Below are 16,700 nucleotides of genomic sequence, written 5' to 3'. Positions count from 1 at the left end.
CGAGCGACTTGCTCAAGGCTTGACGATAGCCGTTTTCATCGGCGCCAGCAGGCGCAGCAGCTCATTCTTCTCGCGCGCGGCCACCCCCGAGGCATCCATTTCCTGGCGCAGGATCTCGACAAAAGCGTCGAACTCCGAATGGGCGATGCGCAGATCGCGGTGCACCAGATCCATCGCCTGGCCCTGGTATTTGCAGCCACCTCCGGTCAGCGCGCAGAGTTGCTCGGTCAGGCTTTCTTGCAGCGGGGCCAGCTTGATGCCGTCAAAGCTGCGTTGGGTGCGGGCGTCTTTGGCGGCGCGGCTGAGGGTCTTGCCCATCAGGGCGGACACGCCGGCCTGCCCGCCCAAGCGCTCGTACAAGCTGGCGGCGGGCGGCATCAGCGCGCAGGCCGACAGGGCAAGAGCAGCGCAGAAAGAAAGCAGCAAGCGTTGGCAGATGGCGAGCATGGCAAGAAGCGTCAATAGCGCTGAAGCGAATCGTTTTTTGCTTCAGCCGCGTGGAAAAAGTCCGATGAGGGAGAAGGCGCGGTGTGGGTGATGGCCGCCTATCACCCCCAGCCCCCTCTTATCGACCTTCGCCCCATTGACTTGAGACACGCGCTCCATGCTTGTGACTTCTGACCACCCCTCCCGCCTCCTGCGCGCTTTGAGCCTTGCCCTGCTGGCCTGGGTCCCCCAACTCAGCCACGCCGGCGACCGTTTGCTAGGCAGCTCCGGCGTCAGCCAAGTGGAAGGCGCGGCCGGCGGGGGACTCAGCCCCTGGGCGGTCATTGCCGGCAGCGGCAGCCGCGACCAAATCGGCGCCTCGGCCTTTGTCACCCGAGTGGAGACGCGCGGTGGCTACGTGCTGGAAGCCGGCGGTGCCGCGGTGGGTTTTTATGACCGGCTGGAGCTGTCGCTGGCACGCTGGCGTTTTGGCCTCTCGGACACCGTGCCCGGCCAAAGCCTGGGCCTGGAGGTGCTGGGCCTGAAATGGCGCGTCTTGGGCGACGCGGTCTATGACGCCGACAGCTGGCTGCCGCAAATTGCCCTGGGCCTGCAACACAAACGCAACCGCGACCCGGCTGTGCCGCGCTTGCTGGGCGCCCGGCAAGACCAAGACACCGAGCCCTACATCGCCGCCACCAAGCTCTGGCTGGGCGCGGCCGGCGGCTTCAATTTGCTGGGCAATCTGACGCTGCGCGGCACAAGAGCCAACCAGATGGGGCTGCTCGGTTTTGGCGGCGACCGGGGCCAGTCGCGCCAGCTGCATGCCGAGGGTTCGCTGGTCGTGCTGCCGCGCGACAACCTGGGCTTGGGGCTGGAGTGGCGCAGCAAGCCCAGCCTGCTCAGCGCGGCGCCCGAAACCCGCGCGCTGGACCTCTTTGTGACCTGGTGGCCTCAGGCGAACTTGAACCTGACCGTGGCTTATCTGGACCTGGGTCAGATCGCCAACAAGACGCAGCAGAGCAGCAGCTATGTCTCGCTGCAAGCCCAGTTCTGAGCGCAGCGAATAAAACCCTTCTGGCGGCGTTGGCCCGGCTTGCCGTACGCCAGTACTGTCTACGCCGGGCCGCCTAGCCAGAACCGCTTCGCTGGGTTTTCTTCGCCGCGCTATACCCGTTTCTTGCTACCAGCGGGTATCAACCGTCAGCGCCAGCAGGCGGCAGGGCCGCTCGGCATAGCTGCCGCTGCCGCGCAGCTCGTAGCTGCGACGATTCAGCGCATTGCTGAGCAGCAGTCGCAAGGCCGAGGGCTGAGCGCCTAACTGGAAGGGCCAGCGCAGGCCCAAGTCCAGCTCGGTGCCGGCGGGCAGCTCGACCCGGTTGTCGCGGGTGGCGGGCATGGCGCCGGTGTGGTTCAAGCCGGCATCCAGGCTCAAGCCGCCCAGGGCCGCAGGCCGCCAGACGGCGTTGAGCTTGAAGACCCGCTCCGGCTGGCCCACAGGCCGCGCGCCGACACGCCCCAGACGCACGCCCTCGCCCAGTACGCGCGGCTGCATCAGCACCGCGCCGCCCACCAGCTGCCACTCGGGCGCTGGTTGGCCGTTCAGCGAGATCTCGACGCCGCGATGCCGCACCTCGCCCAGCTCGGTGAAGAGCTGCTTGGCGTCGAGGTTGTAATAAGGCTTGCTGACCTCAAAGACGCCGGCCACCAGCTTCATCTTGGGGTGCATCTGCCAGCGCAGGCCGGCATCATGCTGCGAGGTCTTGATGGCCGGCATAGCCTGGTTGCGGTTGCTGGCGTTGCCGGGGGCCACGCCGCTTTCTTCCAGGCCGTGCGTCAAACCAGCGTAGAAGGCCAGGGTCGGGCTCCAGTGCCAGGCGGCGCTGAGGTTGTAGAGCAGCGGTGCGTCGCTGGTTTCAGCCATGGGCTGATCGGGGCGGCTGACGCGCTTGCGGTACTGGGTTTTCTGCAGGCCGGCATTCAGCTCCAGTTGCTGCGCCCAGCGCAGCTCGTAGGCCAGACCCAGCCAAGACTGACGCACCTCGTCCACGCTTTGCTTGTCAGAGAAATTGAACACCGGCTCGGGCGGCTGGAAGGCTTCGGTCTGGCTCATGCGGCCATAGTCAAAGGTCTGCGAATCGCCCAAGCGCCGATCGCGTGCGCGGCCGGCCAGTTGCAGGTGCAGGCGCTGCGCCCAAGGTGCCGGGCTGAAGGCCCAGCTCAGCCGCAGCTCGCCGCTGTCTGACGCCACTTTGCTGGGCGCGTCGACAATGATGAGGCGCTGCGCCGTGCCGTCCGGCTTCATGTTCAAGAGCAGATTGCTGAAGCCGGCCCGGTCGTCGAACTCGGAATGGAACAGCCCGGCTCGCAACTGCCATTGCGCATCAAAAGCATGGCGCAGCAGGCCGCCGTAGTTGCGGCCGGTGCCGCGGTAGCTGGCCCAGTCTGGCCCTTGGAACTTGCGCTGCTCGCCCAGCGGCGGCAGCTCGGCGTCGGCGCTGGACACCTGCGGGCCGGTGCGGTCAAACGGGGTGTCGATGGCCGAGACGAAGACCATGGCTTCGGTGCTGGCCTGCGGCCGCCACCAGAAGGCCAGGCTGCCGGTGCCGTACTGGCCCTTGGTGCCGTTGGTGTACTCGGGCAGGCCCAGCGACAGGCCGCCGGTCACAGCGGCCTTGCCCTCGGCCAAGCTTTGGTTGAAGTCCAGGTCTAGAAACTGCGCGCCCCAGCTGTCGGCGGTCAGCATCAGCTGGCCATTGCTGCGGCCATCTTCCAAGGGGCGGCGCAGGCTGTAGTCGACGATACCTGTAGGCGCGGGGAAGGCAAAGCCCTGCGCCGACAAACCCACGCGCACCCGGCTGGATTCGCGCAGCCGCGCGCTGATGCCCCAGACCTGGTCGAAGTACAAGCCTTCCACCCGCACATTGCCCGCTGCAGTGGGCGAGAACCCACGCACGCTGCTGCTGGTGTAAAGGCCAATGGTCTCACGGCCAATGCTGGTGCCAAAGGCATCGCTGGCAGCTTGCACGGCGGCATCATTGGCCTGGGCGGAGCCCAAAGCGGCCAGGCTCAAGGCAAGAAATGTCGGCAGGGCCGGTGCTGGAAATCGAAGCTTCATGAATACGGGGCCGCTCTTGGGATGTGGCCGCCCTGCGGTCAAGGCGCCAATCACGCAAAGCCGCGCAGTCTAGGCGATCCGCATGACCCAAGCGAAAGTCAGGGGGGGGTGAGGAGGCCTTTTGGGGCCATATCAACTGCGACTCGGTGCATGGGCCTTGCGAACGGACTTTTTGACCGCTGGCAATGGCCAGCTTGCAGGTCTTCAGTAGCGGCGATGTGCCCGAAGCGGAACTTTGTGGATTAGCAGGGTGCCGAGCGCCGCCGGCGGCGCAATTCCGCTCCTGTCCCCCGCCGTCGCCTTGCAGGCGCCGGCTCCTCCTTAACCTCGCGGAATCGCACCACCGACGCCACTCGGCAGTTCCACCGATATGCTTCCGCGTCGAGGGAGCACGGCCGCGCTGGATCAGGACGCTTGGGGGTTCTGCGACGCGAGGTTAAGGAGGAGCCCCGGGCGCAAGCCCGGGGCGGGGGACAGGAGCGGCGCAGAGCCCCCGGGCGGCGTGATCTCCGCCCAAACGAAGGGCCGTTCTGAGCACGAAACAATCTCGCACGCTGCGCGGCCTACCAACCTTCACCTGGCAGGAGCTTCGATTTCTCTGCCACTCTAGACAACTTGCCCAGGCTGGCCGCGAGCCTATATTTCGAAAGCTAGCTCCCTGGTTCGCCCACGCGCTCGAGGCACTGGAGATGGAAGTCGTGCGCGTCAAGCTGCTATCGGTTCACCCAAACACTTCGAAGTGAGTCTCAGGGGCCGCCCCGTTAGGGTTGAGCCTCCAACTCCGGCTTGAAGCGAGTCCAGTTCTCGTCGGCCTTCTTCATGCGCACAGCCGGGCCTCCGAAGCGGCGCCAGTCGTTGTAGGGTCCGTCGGGAGAGTTGGTTCCCGCGGGAAAGAGGTAAAGCTTGCCCTCCTGGATGTCAAAGCGCCCGCTAGTTGGCTTCTTGCTGACGTAGCCCTCGGACATTCCCAGCGCGCAATGGCCACCGTACTGGGGCGCCCAGCGCTCAGGGTCGGTTTCGAACTTTGCCTTGGCTTCAGCCGAGGCGAACCACCAGGTCGCGCCTGCCCACGCGACGCTGAATTCAGCGACGCCCTTGACCGCGCGCTTATCCAGGTGAAAGGCGACTGCGTCGTACCCTTGGATGGCAACTCCACCCGGTGACCCAATCGTGTTAACAAAACTCCCCGCCTGCACGGGACCGGCAAATAGGATCGCTATCGCGACCAGCAGGTTTGCTACAAGTTTCATCCAAGCTCCTAAGTAGTCAATGTCCAGCGGCCCGGAGGGCTCCATCTTGCGTTGTTGTCGCAATAGGCGTTCGCCGCCAACCTGCCCAGGCCATTGATCCCGAAAGGAGTGCCGATGATCGACGAGTTGCGCTGGGTCATCAAGCGGTTTCACTGCCCGCTGAAAGTGTTGGTCGTGTGCTGCAACAAAGGGCGACGAGACGTCGCAGAGGATGGAAGAGGAGAAATGTAAACACCAGAAAACTGCGCTACCGGATAGCTGCAGATGGCCAGCGACTATTGACCTCGATGCGCCTTCCTGTCGACGCAGCCAGACAGCAGCTTCGCTCCATTCGCCAAACCCTGGATCAGCCTGGCTGGGCAAGGCAAAAAAACCTTTGGCGATCTACGCGAACCCCAAGCGCAACAGCTTTTCCCCCAGCACCCGCATGCGCTGATCGGGCAGCAGTGCCAGCTCGGACAGCGGCACCCAGGCCGCCGCATGAACCTCGGCGATCTGCGGGCTCAAGCCCTGCGCCGCATCTGCCAACAAGAGGTAGGCATAGTCGTGATGCCAGTGCGGGCCTTCTTGCTTGCGCGGGTTGGCCGGGATCGCGTGGCTGTCGATGTCAAAAGGCAGGGCCAGGCCCGAGGCCCGGTCGCGCCATTCGGGGTGCGGCAGCAGTTGGTGCACCCCGGTTTCCTCGCTCGCCTCGCGCAGGGCCGAGTCCAGCAAAGGGTCGGCTGCATCATTGGCCTCGAAATGGCCGCCGGGCTGCAGCCAGCGGTCCAGGGTCTTGTGGTGAATCAACAGAATTTGCTGAGCCGCTGGGTCCAACACCACCGCGCTGGTGGTGATGTGGCCGCGCAGATTGCTACGGCAGAACGGGTCTTGCGCGTCCTCGGCGAGTTGCTGGCCCAGGGCCTGCAAACGCGCAGCCTCCTCTGGAAAGCGCTGCGCCAGATAGGCGTTCAAGACCTGTAGAGCTTGCGAACGAAGTGAAGGGTTAGGCATGGCCCCAATTGTCTCAGCCGAGTTTTGCCTTCCTGAGTAGCCGCCTGGCAAGCCTCGAATGCAGGCTTGACCTATCGCAAGACTGAGTCGGCCGCGGCGCCCGAGACTGAGGCCTGCTGACACCACCGGACATCGCTGCATGAAATTGAACCTCACCACATGGCTTCAGGGCCTGGGCTGGAAGTCCAAGCTTGCGCTGCTGGCCGTGCTGGTGGGCTTGTTGATCCTGACTTGGTTCCGTTGGCGAGGGCCGGAGGTGGCGACCGAGACGGTGTTGCGGCGCGACTTTGTGCAGTCGGTGGTGGCCAGTGGCCGGGTCGAGACGCCGCACCGGGTGGACATTGCCGCGCAGATCACCGGCACGGTGGCGCGTGTGCCGGTGGCCGAAGGGCAGCGGGTTGCGGCCGGCGATGTCTTGGTGGAGCTGGATTCCACCGAGTTGCGCGCCAGCCAGCGCCAGGCCGAGTTAGCGGTGCAGCAGGCCCAGGCGCGGCTGCGCCAGCTGGCAGAACTGCAAGCCCCGGTGGCCGAGCAACAGCAGCGCCAGGCGCTGGCGAATCTGAATATCGCCAAGACCCAGCTGAGCCGCCAACAGAGCTTGTTTGCCCAGGGCTTTATTGGCGAGGCCGCGCTGGACCAGGCGCGCAATGCGCTGGAACTGGCCGACGCGCAATGGCGCTTGACCCAGAAGCAGACCGAAACGCTGCGCCCCAGCGGCAGCGACCACGCACTGGCCCAGGCCGCGCTGGCCCAGGCACAAGCCAGCGCCGAAGCGGCCGCGGCCCGCACCCGCTACACCCGCATCGTCGCGCCGGCCGCCGGTACGCTGATCGGCCGCAGCATTGAGGTTGGCGATGTGGTGCAGGCCGGCAAGCTGATGATGACCTTGTCGCCCGCCGGGCGTACCCAGCTGGTCTTGAACATTGATGAGCGCAATCTGCGCCTGATCGCGCCCGGCCAAAAAGCGCTGGCCTCGGCCGATGCCTTCCCCGAGCAGCGCTTCGCCGCCGAACTGGTCTTCATCAACCCGGCGGTGAATGCACAGACCGGCGCGGTGGAGGTCAAGCTCGATGTCGCCGCGCCACCGGCCCGCTTGAGCCAAGACATGACGGTGTCCGTGGACATCGAGGTGGCCCGCAAGCCGCAGGCCCTGCTGGTGCCGCTCAGCGCCGTGCGTGAATTGCAGAGCGCCTCGCCCTGGGTGCTGCGCTTGGACGAAGCCAGTGGCCGCGCCCAAAAGCAAGCGGTGCGACTGGGCCTGCGCAGCGGTGGCCATTCCGAAGTGCTGGCCGGCTTGGCCGAGGGGGACCGCCTGTTGCTGGCCAGCGAGCCGGTGGAGGCCGGCGCACGCGTGCGCGCCAAACCAACACCTAACGCGACGGTGGAGCGCCCCGCCCTGGCCGCCAGCGCCCCCACCCAACCCTAGGCAAGCGCATGGCCGGCAAACTGCAACCCTGGCTGCCCTTTGAGTGGATCGTGGCGCTGCGCTTTTTGCGCGAGGGGCGGCTGCAAACCCTGTTCATCATCGGCGGCGTGGCCATCGGCGTCGGAGTGATCGTCTTCATGTCGGCCCTGCTGGCCGGCTTGCAGGGCAACTTCATCCGACGCGTCTTGTCGGCACAAGCGCATATCCAATTGCTGCCGCCACAGCAAGTCACCCGAGCGCTGCGGCCGGCCTCGCCGACCGAGCAGCCCGGCGCCATCATCCAAGCGCCGCAGCAACGCCTGAAGTCGATTGACCAATGGCAGGCCGTGGCCGCGCAGGTGCGCGCCATGCCCGATGTGAAGGTGGTGTCGCCGCTGGTGAATGGCTCGGCCCTGCTCTTGCGCGGCAATGCCAGCCGGGCCATTTCGGTCAATGGCATCGAGCCCGAGCTCTATTACCGCATCGTCGATCTGCCCGAAAAGCTGCTGCGCGGCCACGCCAATCTGGGCAGCACCGACATCCTGATCGGCACCGACCTGGCCACCGACCTGGGCGTTGATGTCGGCGACAAGCTGCGGCTGAGCACCGCCACTGCGGGCGCCGGGGCGACCGCTTCCAATTCAGCCGCGGCGATCAGCACGCTGAACATCGTCGGCATCTTTGACCTCGGCAACAAGGGCGCCAATTTGCGCAGCACCTTCGTCGCCCTGCACAGCGCGCAAAGCCTGCTCGGGCTGCCCGGCGGGGTCAGCAGCCTGGATGTGACGGTGCATGACGTCTACGCCGCCGAGCAAATCGCCCAGCGCATTGCGGCCAGCACCGGCGTGGAGGCTGACAGCTGGATCAAATCGAGCGCACAGTTCTTCTCCGCCATCAGCGCGCAGACCACGGCCAACACCGCGATCCGCTTCTTTGTCGGCCTGTCGGTGGCCTTCGGCATCGCCAGCGTGCTGGTGGTGGTGGTGGTGCAAAAGTCGCGCGAGATCGGCATTCTGCGGGCGATGGGCGTGTCGCAGGCGCAAATCCTGCGCGTCTTCCTGCTGCAGGGCGGGCTGCTCGGCTTGGGGGGCTCGCTGGTCGGCAGCGCCATTGGCGCCAGCGCCTTGCTGCTTTGGCAGCGCTATGCGCGCAATGCCGACGGCACGCCGCTGTTCCCCATGGTGTTTGACCCGCGTTTGTTTGCCTTGGCGCTGCTGCTGGCCACGCTGACCGGGCTGATCTCCGCCTTTGCCCCGGCGCTGCGCGCGGCAAGACTTGACCCCGTGGTGGCCATCCGTGGCTGATTCAATGACAACAAAGCTCAACGCGGCCGGCCCGGTGGTGCAACTGCGGGCGGTGCGCAAGGTCTTCAACCCCGGCACCGACATCGAGACCGAGGTCTTGCACGGCATCGACCTGAGTCTGCAGGCGGGCGAGTTCTGCGCGGTGATGGGGCCCTCGGGCTCGGGCAAGAGCACGCTGCTGAACATCGTCGGCCTGCTGGACCGGCCCAGCAGCGGCACGCTGTCGATCTGCGGCGAAGAAACCACCCAGCTCGAGGATCAGGCGCTGACCCGGCTGCGCGGCCACAACATCGGCTTTGTCTTCCAGTACCACCACCTGATCGGCGCCTTCAGCGCGCTAGAGAACGTGATGATGCCGATGCTGGGCGCGGCTGGCTTCCCGAATGCCGAGATGCGCGAACGGGCGCAGGAGCTGATCGCCAGCGTTGGGTTGACCCGCTGGCAAGACAATCTGGCCGGCAATCTGAGTGGCGGCCAACAGCAACGCGTGGCCGTGGCGCGGGCCCTGGCGATGCGCCCGGCGCTGGTGCTGGCGGACGAGCCGACCGGCAATCTGGACACCAAAAGCGCCGACGCGGTCTTTGACCTCTTGCGCCGCGTCAACCAGGAACAGGGCACGGCCATGCTGTTTGTGACCCACAACCCGGCCCTGGCGGCGCGCTGCGACCGCACGATTCAGGTGATCGACGGCATGGTCAGCGGCTGAGGCCGCCGAACCCTGCCAACCTAGCCACTTACTTGATCAGGCCCTCGGCCTTCATGGCCTCGACCACGCTTGGTCGAGCGGCCACACGGGCGCGCAAAGCGACCAGATTCGGGAAGCCGGCCACATCGACGCCGACGTATTGGCCCCAGTTGGAGACCACGAACAAGTAAACATCGGCAACCGTGAACTGCTCGCCCATCAGGAAAGACTTGCCCTCGAGCTGCTGGTTGATCCAGGCAAAACGCTCGGCCAGCTTGGCACGCACCTGCGGCTTGTACTCTTCGGTGGTGACCGGGTTGAACAGCGGCGAGAAGCCCTTGTGCAATTCGGAAGTGATGAAGTTCAACCACTCCTGCAGGCGGTAACGCGCCATCGTGCCGTTGGCCGGGGCCAGGTTCGAGGCCGGGGCCTGGTCAGCGATGTACTGAACGATGGCGGGGCCTTCGGTCAGGCGCTCGCCGTTGTCCAGCTCCAAGACCGGCACCGAGCCCTTGGAGTTGATGGTGTTGAAGTCGGTACCGTCGACCAGTTTCTTGGTCTTGGTGCTGGCCAGCACCAGCTCAAAAGGCAAACCGGCCTCGCGCAAGGCGATGTGGGGGGACAAGGAGCAGGCGCCGGGGCTGTAGTAGAGCTTCATGATGAATGGTTTCCCTTGCGGTTTGAAAAGACGCGCAAGCCTACGCCGAATTGGATTCGCCTGCTCGGGCTCGGTTTATTGATCTTCGGGTACGAAGATCCACAGCAGGATGTAGACAAACAACCCGGTGCCCACACACAGCACCAACAAGGTGAACAAGAGGCGCCAGATCCAGGCGTCAATGCCGGTGATGCGCGAGATGCCGCCGCAAACACCGCCCAACCAACGGTCCTCTCGGCTGCGGCGCAGCTCGTTGATGGCGGCCATGGCCGGTATCTCGCCCGAAGCCGCATGCGGCTTGGCAGCCGAGCCATTCAGCAAACGCTCTTTGGCGCGGGCAAATTCCTCGGCGCTCAAGACACCGCGCTGGTGCAGTTCGGCCAGTTTTTCCAATTCGATGCTGTCTGACATTGCGTTCTCCTCGAATCATGTTCAGGCGGCCCAACAAGACCTCCATGCCGCCAGCTTAACGCGCCACTTACTCGGCGCAGCGCGCACTTGCGACAGAGTGCAGTCTTGGCCGACCAAAACGAAGCAGTTCGACATTGTTCAGGCGCGGCATGTGCCACGGACGTGCAGCGAAGCCTGGCTTTGCGACGCTCAGATCGGCCGGTAGAACAAGGTCGTGCCGCAAGCACCGCCTTCCGGCCAAAGCGCATAACCGGGGATGACGCCAACCGGCGTCCAGCCCAAGCGCGTATACAGCCGCTCGGCGTCGCCGCCAGTGACGGTATCCAGCACCAAGAGGGTCTTGCCGCAGTCACGCGCCAAGTCCTCGGCGCCCCGCATCAAGGTCGCACCCAGACCCTGGCGGCGCGCCCGCCGGTGCACCAGCATCTTGGACAAATCAGCGCGATGGGGCTGGTTGTCCGGTTGGTCCAGCACCAGGTGCACGGTGCCGACGATGCCTTGCTCGTCCTCGGCCACCAGCAGGGCGCGGGCGCCAGCCGCCACATCGGCGGCAATACGGCGCCAAAACGCCAGGGCCTTGTCGGTGGCCAAGGGCTGCATAAAGCCGACCGAGGCGCCGCCGGCCACACAGTCCAGCAGCACGTCAGCCAGTTGCTCAATGTGCGCCTGCTCGAGTTGCGGCAGGCGTCGGACTTTCAAAGCTTCAGTGTTCACTGACTTATTTCCTGATGGCCGTCTCTGCGACGATGACGACGGCATAGCGGGCGGTTTGCTGGCCGGGGTTGAAGAAAAAAGTCGGGCGATCCAGGGTGAAGGCCAGGCAGTCGCCGGCGCTCAAGCGATGGGTTTCGTCACCGATGCCGAAGTCCATCTCACCGGCCAGCATCCAGATCTGTTGATGCTGGGCCAAGGCCCCCGGCGCGTTCTCAAAGGCGACACGCTGGCCAGCCGGAAACTGCACCTCAACGATCTGCATCGGTGACGCCACGCCGGCCGGCGAGACGCTGCGCCGCAGATAGCCCGAGACCGGGTCCTGCCAGATGAACTGTTCAGCCAAGCGGGCTACTGGCGAAGCCGGCGCTAACTTCATGCCATCCAACTCGGCGGGGTGCTGCTCTTCCAACAGCGAAGACAGGGTCACGCCAAGCCCGGTCGCCAGCTTGTTCAGCAGCACCGCGGTGGGGCTGCTTTCGGCCCGCTCGATCAGCGACAACGCCGAACGACTGACGCCGCAGCGCGTCGCCAGCGCCTCCAAAGACAGGCCCCGCTCGGCTCGCAGCTTGCGCAGCCGGTCGGCGATGCGCTGATTCAGAGGATTAATTTGGGTTGATTCCAGCATGATGGAATTTAGTATCCATAAAACTGGATGATTTTGCAAGCTGACCAAGTTGCAAGGCCGCAATCGCACTCGGCCTGAAACGATGCGCCGGCGCCACGCGATCTTGATCGAACGCAAGCTTTCGCATTGCCATCACCACAATTGCAGATGCGAATCGTTATTATTGCTGAATTCAATTTAGTTTCTCTGACATGCTTCTTTCATCGAACGCCAAGGCCTCCGGCCGACTGCTGCTTTTAGGCCTCGCCGGCCTACTGGTGGCCTGCGGCGGCGGCAGTGGGGGCAGTAGCGCCGATGCCCTGCCGAGTACCGGCGTCAGCAACGCCAATCAGGACGGCGCGCGCAGCACACAAGCCCTCTTGGGCGAGAAGATCTTCAAAGACGTTTCCCTGTCGGCCTCCGGGCGGCAGGCTTGCATCAGTTGCCACGCGCCCGAAACCGGCCACGCCGGCGCCAATACCTTGTCGGCCCAGTTGGGCGGTGCGCTCTTGGATCAACAGGGCGGCCGCAGCTCGCCCGGCATGCGCTACTTGGCCGCCAACAAGCCTTTCCAGATCGCGGCGGACGGCACACCCAGCGGCGGCTTCTTCTGGGACGGACGGGCGACCTCGCTGCAAGACCAGGCCACACGCCCCTTCCTCAACCCCAAGGAAATGGCCAATGTCGATGCGGCCGACTTCACCCGGCGCCTGGCCAAGGCCGACTACGCCGCCGAGTTGCGCCAGATGTTTGGCGCCGACTTCTTCGACAAACCCGAGCAGGCGCTGCAGCGTGCCGGCTTTTTGCTGCAGAGCTTTCAGCTGGAGTCCAGCGAGTTCCGCCCCTTCAGCAGTAAGTTTGACGAGGTGCTGCGCGGCCGCGCCAGCCTGAGTGAACAGGAGTTGCGTGGCCTGGCCCTGTTCAACGCAAAGGACAAGGGCAATTGCGCGGCTTGCCACCCGTCCGCCAAGGGCAGCGATGGCAGCTTCCCGCTGTTCACTGACTTCACCTATGACAACCTGGGCGTGCCGCGCAATAGCAAGCTGAGCCAAAACGCCGACCCGGCCTTTTTCGATCTGGGCCTGTGCGCTCGCGATGGCGGCGACCTGGCCGGCAAGCCCGAGCTGTGCGGCAAATTCAAGGTGCCCTCACTGCGCAATGTGGCACTGCGCAAGGTCTTCTTCCACAACGGCAGCTTCAGCTCCCTCAAAGAGGTGCTGAGCTTCTACGTCAGCCGTGACACCGATCCGGCGCGCTGGTACTCACGCCGCGCCGATGGCAGTGTCAACGTCTTTGATGACCTGCCCGAGGCCTACAAGGCCAATGTCAATGTCAAGGAAGGCCCATACAACCGCAAACCCGGCGACGCACCCGCACTCAACGATGCCGAGATCGACGATGTGTTGGCCTTCTTGAGCACGCTCAGCGACGGCTACAAAAAATAAGCGGCATGGCCGCCACTCGCTCCAAATTCTTGCCCCTACTCTCCACATGAAAAACCGCCTGACCCTCTCCCCTCTCGTCCTCGCCCTCAGTCTTGGTCTTGGCGCCTTGAATGTCCAGGCCCAAAGCGCCACTGAACTTGAGTTGATGCGCAGGCTTGACCAATTGGCGGCCGAACTGGGCAAGGTGCGCGCCGAGTTGGGGCAACTGCAACAACAGCAGCAACAACGTGCGGCAGAAGCCAGCAAGCCGCAGGCCGCCGTGGCAGCGCAGCCGCAGGCTAGCGCCATGGCCGCCGAGACCGAGCGGCGTGCCGAACCCAGCACCGTGCTGGGCGGCTATGCCGAGCTGAACTACAACCGCCCGCGCAATCACAGCCAAGACGCCCAGGCCGATCTACGCCGGCTGGTCTTGTCGCTGCAACATCGCGTCGACGAAAAAACCAAGATCGTCACCGAGATCGAAGTGGAGCACGGCGTCAGCAGCGCCGGAGACCCGGGCGAGGTCGCCATCGAGCAGGCTTACGTCGAACATCAGCTGACTCCGACCTGGGCGGTGCGCGGCGGTCTGTTCTTGATGCCACTGGGTTTGCTGAACGAAAACCATGAGCCGCCGGCCTTCTTCGGCGTCGAGCGCAATTTTGTCGAGACCGCCATCATTCCGAGCACCTGGCGGGAAGGCGGCTTCCAGCTGGTCGGTAATTTCGACAACGGCATCACCGTCCAAGGCGGCCTCTCCACCAGCTTCGACCTGAACAAATGGGACGCCGGCGCCAGCGAGGGCCGTGAGTCGCCGCTGGGCGCCATCCACCAAGAGATGGCGCTGGCCAAGGCCCATGACCTAGCCTGGTTCGGCGCCCTGAACTGGCGCGGCATCCCCGGCCTGCAAGTGGGCGGCGGCGTGTTCAGCGGCCAGGCCAGCCACAAGCAGGCCGCGGCCGACGCCCGCATCACCCTTTGGGACCTGCACGCCCGCTGGACGCCGGGCCGTTGGGACCTGAGCGCGCTCTACAGTCGCGGCAGCATCTCCAACACGGCACGGCTGAATGCGCCGCTGATCGGCGGCAACGCGTTGATCCCCAAGAGCTTTGAGGGCTGGTATGCCCAGGCGGGCTACAAGCTCTGGGAACACGCCAACTACGCGCTGCTGCCCTTTGTGCGCTGGGAACAATTCAACACCGCCAGCGGCTACGCCGATCTGGGCCAGGGCCTGACCCCTGCGGTTCAGCCCCATGAACGCGTCATCACCCTGGGTGCTAACTTCAGGATTGCGCAGGGCGTGGTCTTGAAGACCGATGTGCAGCGCTTCCGCGAGAACAAGGACGGCGACCGCTTCAACCTCGGCGTCGGCTGGAGCTTCTGATGCGCCTCAGTTTGGCGCCGGCCACAGCGCTCGCGGCGAGCGCCTGCGTCGTCATGGCCACTGCGCCGAGCAGCGCCTTCGCCGTCGACTACCTGAGCGCCGAGCAGGCCGCCAAGCTGCTGTTCCCTGAGGCGGATCGCTTCGAGCCGCGCGACTTGAGCCTGGATGCCGATCAGCTGCAGCAACTGCGCCAAACCGGCATCAGGCCTCGCAGCGCTCGTTGGGCCCTGCGTCTGGCATGGCGCGGCAAAGATTTGCTGGGCGTGGTGGTGGCCGATGAGGTCTTGGGCAAGTTTGAACTGATCAGCTATGCCGTCGGCCTGGGGCAGGACGGCCGCGTGCGCGGCATCGAGATCCTCTCTTACCGCGAAAGCCACGGCCATGAGATCCGCCTGCCCGCTTGGCGCAAACAATTCGTCGGCAAGAACGCGACCGCGCCTCTGCAGGTCGGTGAAGACGTCGCCAATATCAGCGGAGCAACACTGAGCTGCAGCCATGTGACCGAGGGCGTCAAGCGCATCGTGATGGTGCTGGACCTGGCCCGGCGCAACGGCCTGCTGGCCTGAGGCCCGGCCTTGCAGGCGGCGCCACTCGAACCCGCAGCGGCGCAGCGCCGCGCCCGGCCGCTGCTGGGCACGTTGGTGGAGATCAGTCTTGCAGCGGATGCGCCGGCGGCCTGGTTTGAGCTGGGCTTCGCGACCATCGCAACGGTGCAGGCGGACTTGTCACGCTTTGAATCGGACAGCCTGATTGCCCGTTTCAATGCCGCGGCGGCAGGCACAGCGCTGGCGGTACCGACTCCCAGTCTGCGTCTGCTGTGGGCGGCCCGGGCGCTCCAAAGGGCCAGCCTGGGCCTGTTTGACATCAGCCAGGGCAGTGGCCAAGGCCCAGATCGCGGCTGGCAGCTGCGCGAGGGTCATTTGCTCAAGCTGCAGGCGCAGACCCGGCTGGACCTGGGCGGCATCGCCAAGGGCTGGGCCGTCGATCGCGCCCTCGGCGCTTTGCGCCAAGCCGGTGCCGCCTGGGCCTGCGTCAATGCGGGCGGCGATTTGCGCGTGAGCGGGCCGCGCAGCGTCAGCCTGCGCCTGCGCGATGAGCGCAGCGGCGGTGTACGCGAGTTTGGCCTGCTAGAGCAAGGCGCTTTCGCGACCAGCCACTTTGCCCCCGGCAGCCGCAGCCACCTGAGCGGCGACCGTGCCGCGAGCAGCGTCTGCCATGTCAGCGTAGCGGCACCGCGCTGCCTCTGGGCCGACGCGCTGACCAAGATCGTCGCCGCCAGCGGCGATACTGCACACCCCTTGTTGGCGCGCCTGGGCGCTCAAGCCTGGCTGCATTGACGCTTAGGCAAGACCTGGCCCCGAACGAATTACCCCGTGACCTCGCAGCTTTTACTGAAACTCCCCCGCTGGCAAAAACGCTGTTTCTACCTGGCTTTTGCCTTGCTGCCAATCAGCGGTCTGGCTTGGCTGTGGATCCACCTTGGACGCGCCGAGGACGCCCTGCCCTCGGTCGCCGAACCCTGGCTGATGCGGCTGCATGGGCTCGCCAGTTTTCTCACCCTGCTGGCCCTCGGTGCCATCGGCGGCACCCATATCCCGGCCGGCTGGAAGCTGACCCGCCGCCACCGGCGAATCCGACAACGCAATACCGGCTTGCTGCTCAGCGGCCTGCTGGGCCTGTCGGTGCTGACCGCGTATGTCCTGTACTACTTCGCCCCCGAAGGTCTGCGCGAGCCGCTTGGCTGGACTCATGCTTTGCTGGGCCTGCTCAGCCTGCCGGCCTGGTGGCTGCATCGACGCCGCAAGAAGTCCTGAGTAAGTCTCTATAGACTCAGGCCATGAGTGCAAAAACCTACGCCTTCGAAGACTTCACCCCCGGCCGCGTTTTTGACCTGGGAAGCAAGCAGGTCAGCCGCGACGAGGTACTGACCTTTGCCGCCGCTTTTGACCCGCAGCCGCTGCACCTGGACGAAGTGGCCGCCGAGGCCTCGGTGCTGGGCGGTTTGTCGGCCAGCGGCTGGCACAGCTGCGCGATGCTGATGCGCATGATGTGCGACGCCTATCTGCTGGATTCGACCAGCCAAGGCTCGCCCGGCATCGACGGCCTGCGCTGGCTCAAGCCGGTGCGGCCCGGCGACACGCTGCGCGCCCGCATGACGGTGCTGACCGCGCGCGGCAGCCAAAGCCGGCCTCAGATTGGCCTGGTGCGCTCCGAATGGGCGGTCTTCAACCAGGCCGATGAGCAAGTGCTGAGCATGGAAGGATGGACCATGTTCGCGCGCCGCGAGGTCCCGCCGTCCAACTAGGCCCAGGGGCGACTTGATGTCG

18 protein-coding genes are annotated in these 16,700 nt (G+C 65.2%); 10 read left to right on the top strand and 8 right to left on the bottom strand.

What is annotated here, in order from left to right; all coding sequences use genetic code 11:
* Positions 1 to 12: 12 nt before the first annotated feature.
* Positions 13 to 447, bottom strand: a complete 435-nt coding sequence (locus WG899_RS03620; RefSeq protein WP_339594260.1) for a group I truncated hemoglobin — start codon at positions 445 to 447, stop codon at positions 13 to 15.
* Between the two features lie 157 nt (positions 448 to 604).
* Between WG899_RS03620 and WG899_RS03615 the strand changes: the two genes are divergently transcribed.
* A complete protein-coding gene (locus WG899_RS03615) occupies positions 605 to 1,483 on the top strand; it encodes a DUF3034 family protein (protein WP_339594259.1) in 879 nt (292 codons plus the stop codon).
* Between the two features lie 126 nt (positions 1,484 to 1,609).
* Here WG899_RS03615 and WG899_RS03610 read toward each other — a convergent pair whose 3' ends face one another.
* From WG899_RS03610 to WG899_RS03600, 3 genes are all read right to left on the bottom strand, one after another.
* Entirely contained in the window at positions 1,610 to 3,544 is a 1,935-nt protein-coding gene (locus WG899_RS03610; RefSeq protein ID WP_339594258.1) for a TonB-dependent siderophore receptor, read from the bottom strand.
* Positions 3,545 to 4,305: 761 nt separating this feature from the next.
* A complete protein-coding gene (locus WG899_RS03605; protein WP_339594257.1) occupies positions 4,306 to 5,157 on the bottom strand; it encodes a YHS domain-containing (seleno)protein in 852 nt (283 codons plus the stop codon).
* 21 nt (positions 5,158 to 5,178) lie between these two features.
* Positions 5,179 to 5,787 carry an NUDIX hydrolase gene (locus WG899_RS03600; protein ID WP_339594256.1) on the bottom strand — a complete coding sequence of 203 codons (609 nt, stop codon included), beginning with the start codon at positions 5,785 to 5,787 and terminating at the stop codon, positions 5,179 to 5,181.
* Positions 5,788 to 5,926: 139 nt separating this feature from the next.
* Between WG899_RS03600 and WG899_RS03595 the strand changes: the two genes are divergently transcribed.
* Genes WG899_RS03595 through WG899_RS03585 form a run of 3 tightly spaced genes read left to right on the top strand, consistent with a single transcriptional unit; the run spans position 5,927 to position 9,202 of the window.
* Positions 5,927 to 7,213, top strand: a complete 1,287-nt coding sequence (locus WG899_RS03595) for an efflux RND transporter periplasmic adaptor subunit (protein WP_339594255.1) — start codon at positions 5,927 to 5,929, stop codon at positions 7,211 to 7,213.
* Positions 7,214 to 7,221: 8 nt separating this feature from the next.
* Complete coding sequence (locus tag WG899_RS03590) at positions 7,222 to 8,496, top strand: ABC transporter permease (protein ID WP_339594254.1); 1,275 nt, start codon at positions 7,222 to 7,224, stop codon at positions 8,494 to 8,496.
* Positions 8,497 to 8,500: 4 nt separating this feature from the next.
* Entirely contained in the window at positions 8,501 to 9,202 is a 702-nt protein-coding gene (locus tag WG899_RS03585; RefSeq protein ID WP_339594253.1) for an ABC transporter ATP-binding protein, read from the top strand.
* Positions 9,203 to 9,230: 28 nt separating this feature from the next.
* On the opposite strand, the gene gstA is transcribed toward WG899_RS03585, so the two are convergent.
* The 4 genes from gstA to WG899_RS03565 all read right to left on the bottom strand — a co-directional run bounded on the left by gstA (position 9,231) and on the right by WG899_RS03565 (position 11,589).
* Positions 9,231 to 9,839 carry a glutathione transferase GstA gene (gene gstA / locus WG899_RS03580; protein WP_339594252.1) on the bottom strand — a complete coding sequence of 203 codons (609 nt, stop codon included), beginning with the start codon at positions 9,837 to 9,839 and terminating at the stop codon, positions 9,231 to 9,233.
* Between the two features lie 75 nt (positions 9,840 to 9,914).
* Positions 9,915 to 10,250 carry a PspC domain-containing protein gene (locus tag WG899_RS03575; protein WP_339594251.1) on the bottom strand — a complete coding sequence of 112 codons (336 nt, stop codon included), beginning with the start codon at positions 10,248 to 10,250 and terminating at the stop codon, positions 9,915 to 9,917.
* Positions 10,251 to 10,439: 189 nt separating this feature from the next.
* Entirely contained in the window at positions 10,440 to 11,009 is a 570-nt protein-coding gene (locus tag WG899_RS03570; protein ID WP_444718810.1) for a GNAT family N-acetyltransferase, read from the bottom strand.
* Positions 10,969 to 11,589, bottom strand: coding sequence for a helix-turn-helix domain-containing protein (locus WG899_RS03565; RefSeq protein WP_339594249.1), 621 nt, complete (start codon positions 11,587 to 11,589; stop codon positions 10,969 to 10,971). The genes WG899_RS03570 and WG899_RS03565 overlap by 41 nt, the downstream gene beginning before the upstream one ends.
* A gap of 191 nt (positions 11,590 to 11,780) precedes the next feature.
* On the opposite strand from WG899_RS03565, the gene WG899_RS03560 reads away from it, so the two are divergent.
* The 6 genes from WG899_RS03560 to WG899_RS03535 all read left to right on the top strand — a co-directional run bounded on the left by WG899_RS03560 (position 11,781) and on the right by WG899_RS03535 (position 16,678).
* On the top strand, positions 11,781 to 13,013 hold the full coding sequence (locus WG899_RS03560; protein WP_339594248.1) for a cytochrome-c peroxidase: 1,233 nt from the start codon (positions 11,781 to 11,783) through the stop codon (positions 13,011 to 13,013).
* Positions 13,014 to 13,158: 145 nt separating this feature from the next.
* Entirely contained in the window at positions 13,159 to 14,373 is a 1,215-nt protein-coding gene (locus WG899_RS03555) for a putative porin (RefSeq protein WP_339594247.1), read from the top strand.
* Positions 14,373 to 14,939, top strand: coding sequence for an FMN-binding protein (locus tag WG899_RS03550; protein ID WP_339594246.1), 567 nt, complete (start codon positions 14,373 to 14,375; stop codon positions 14,937 to 14,939). The genes WG899_RS03555 and WG899_RS03550 overlap by 1 nt, the downstream gene beginning before the upstream one ends.
* Before the next feature lie 9 nt (positions 14,940 to 14,948).
* Positions 14,949 to 15,710, top strand: coding sequence for an FAD:protein FMN transferase (locus WG899_RS03545; RefSeq protein WP_339594245.1), 762 nt, complete (start codon positions 14,949 to 14,951; stop codon positions 15,708 to 15,710).
* A 102-nt stretch (positions 15,711 to 15,812) separates the two neighbouring features.
* On the top strand, positions 15,813 to 16,187 hold the full coding sequence (locus tag WG899_RS03540; RefSeq protein WP_339594244.1) for a hypothetical protein: 375 nt from the start codon (positions 15,813 to 15,815) through the stop codon (positions 16,185 to 16,187).
* Positions 16,188 to 16,210: 23 nt separating this feature from the next.
* A complete protein-coding gene (locus tag WG899_RS03535; protein WP_339594243.1) occupies positions 16,211 to 16,678 on the top strand; it encodes a MaoC family dehydratase in 468 nt (155 codons plus the stop codon).
* The last annotated feature ends 22 nt before the right edge of the window (positions 16,679 to 16,700 follow it).

Origin of the sequence: Paucibacter hankyongi (assembly GCF_037482915.1) — a bacterium.
Classification (GTDB): Bacteria; Pseudomonadota; Gammaproteobacteria; order Burkholderiales; family Burkholderiaceae_C; genus Paucibacter_A; species Paucibacter_A hankyongi.
This window is presented reverse-complemented; position numbering and strand designations above follow the sequence as displayed.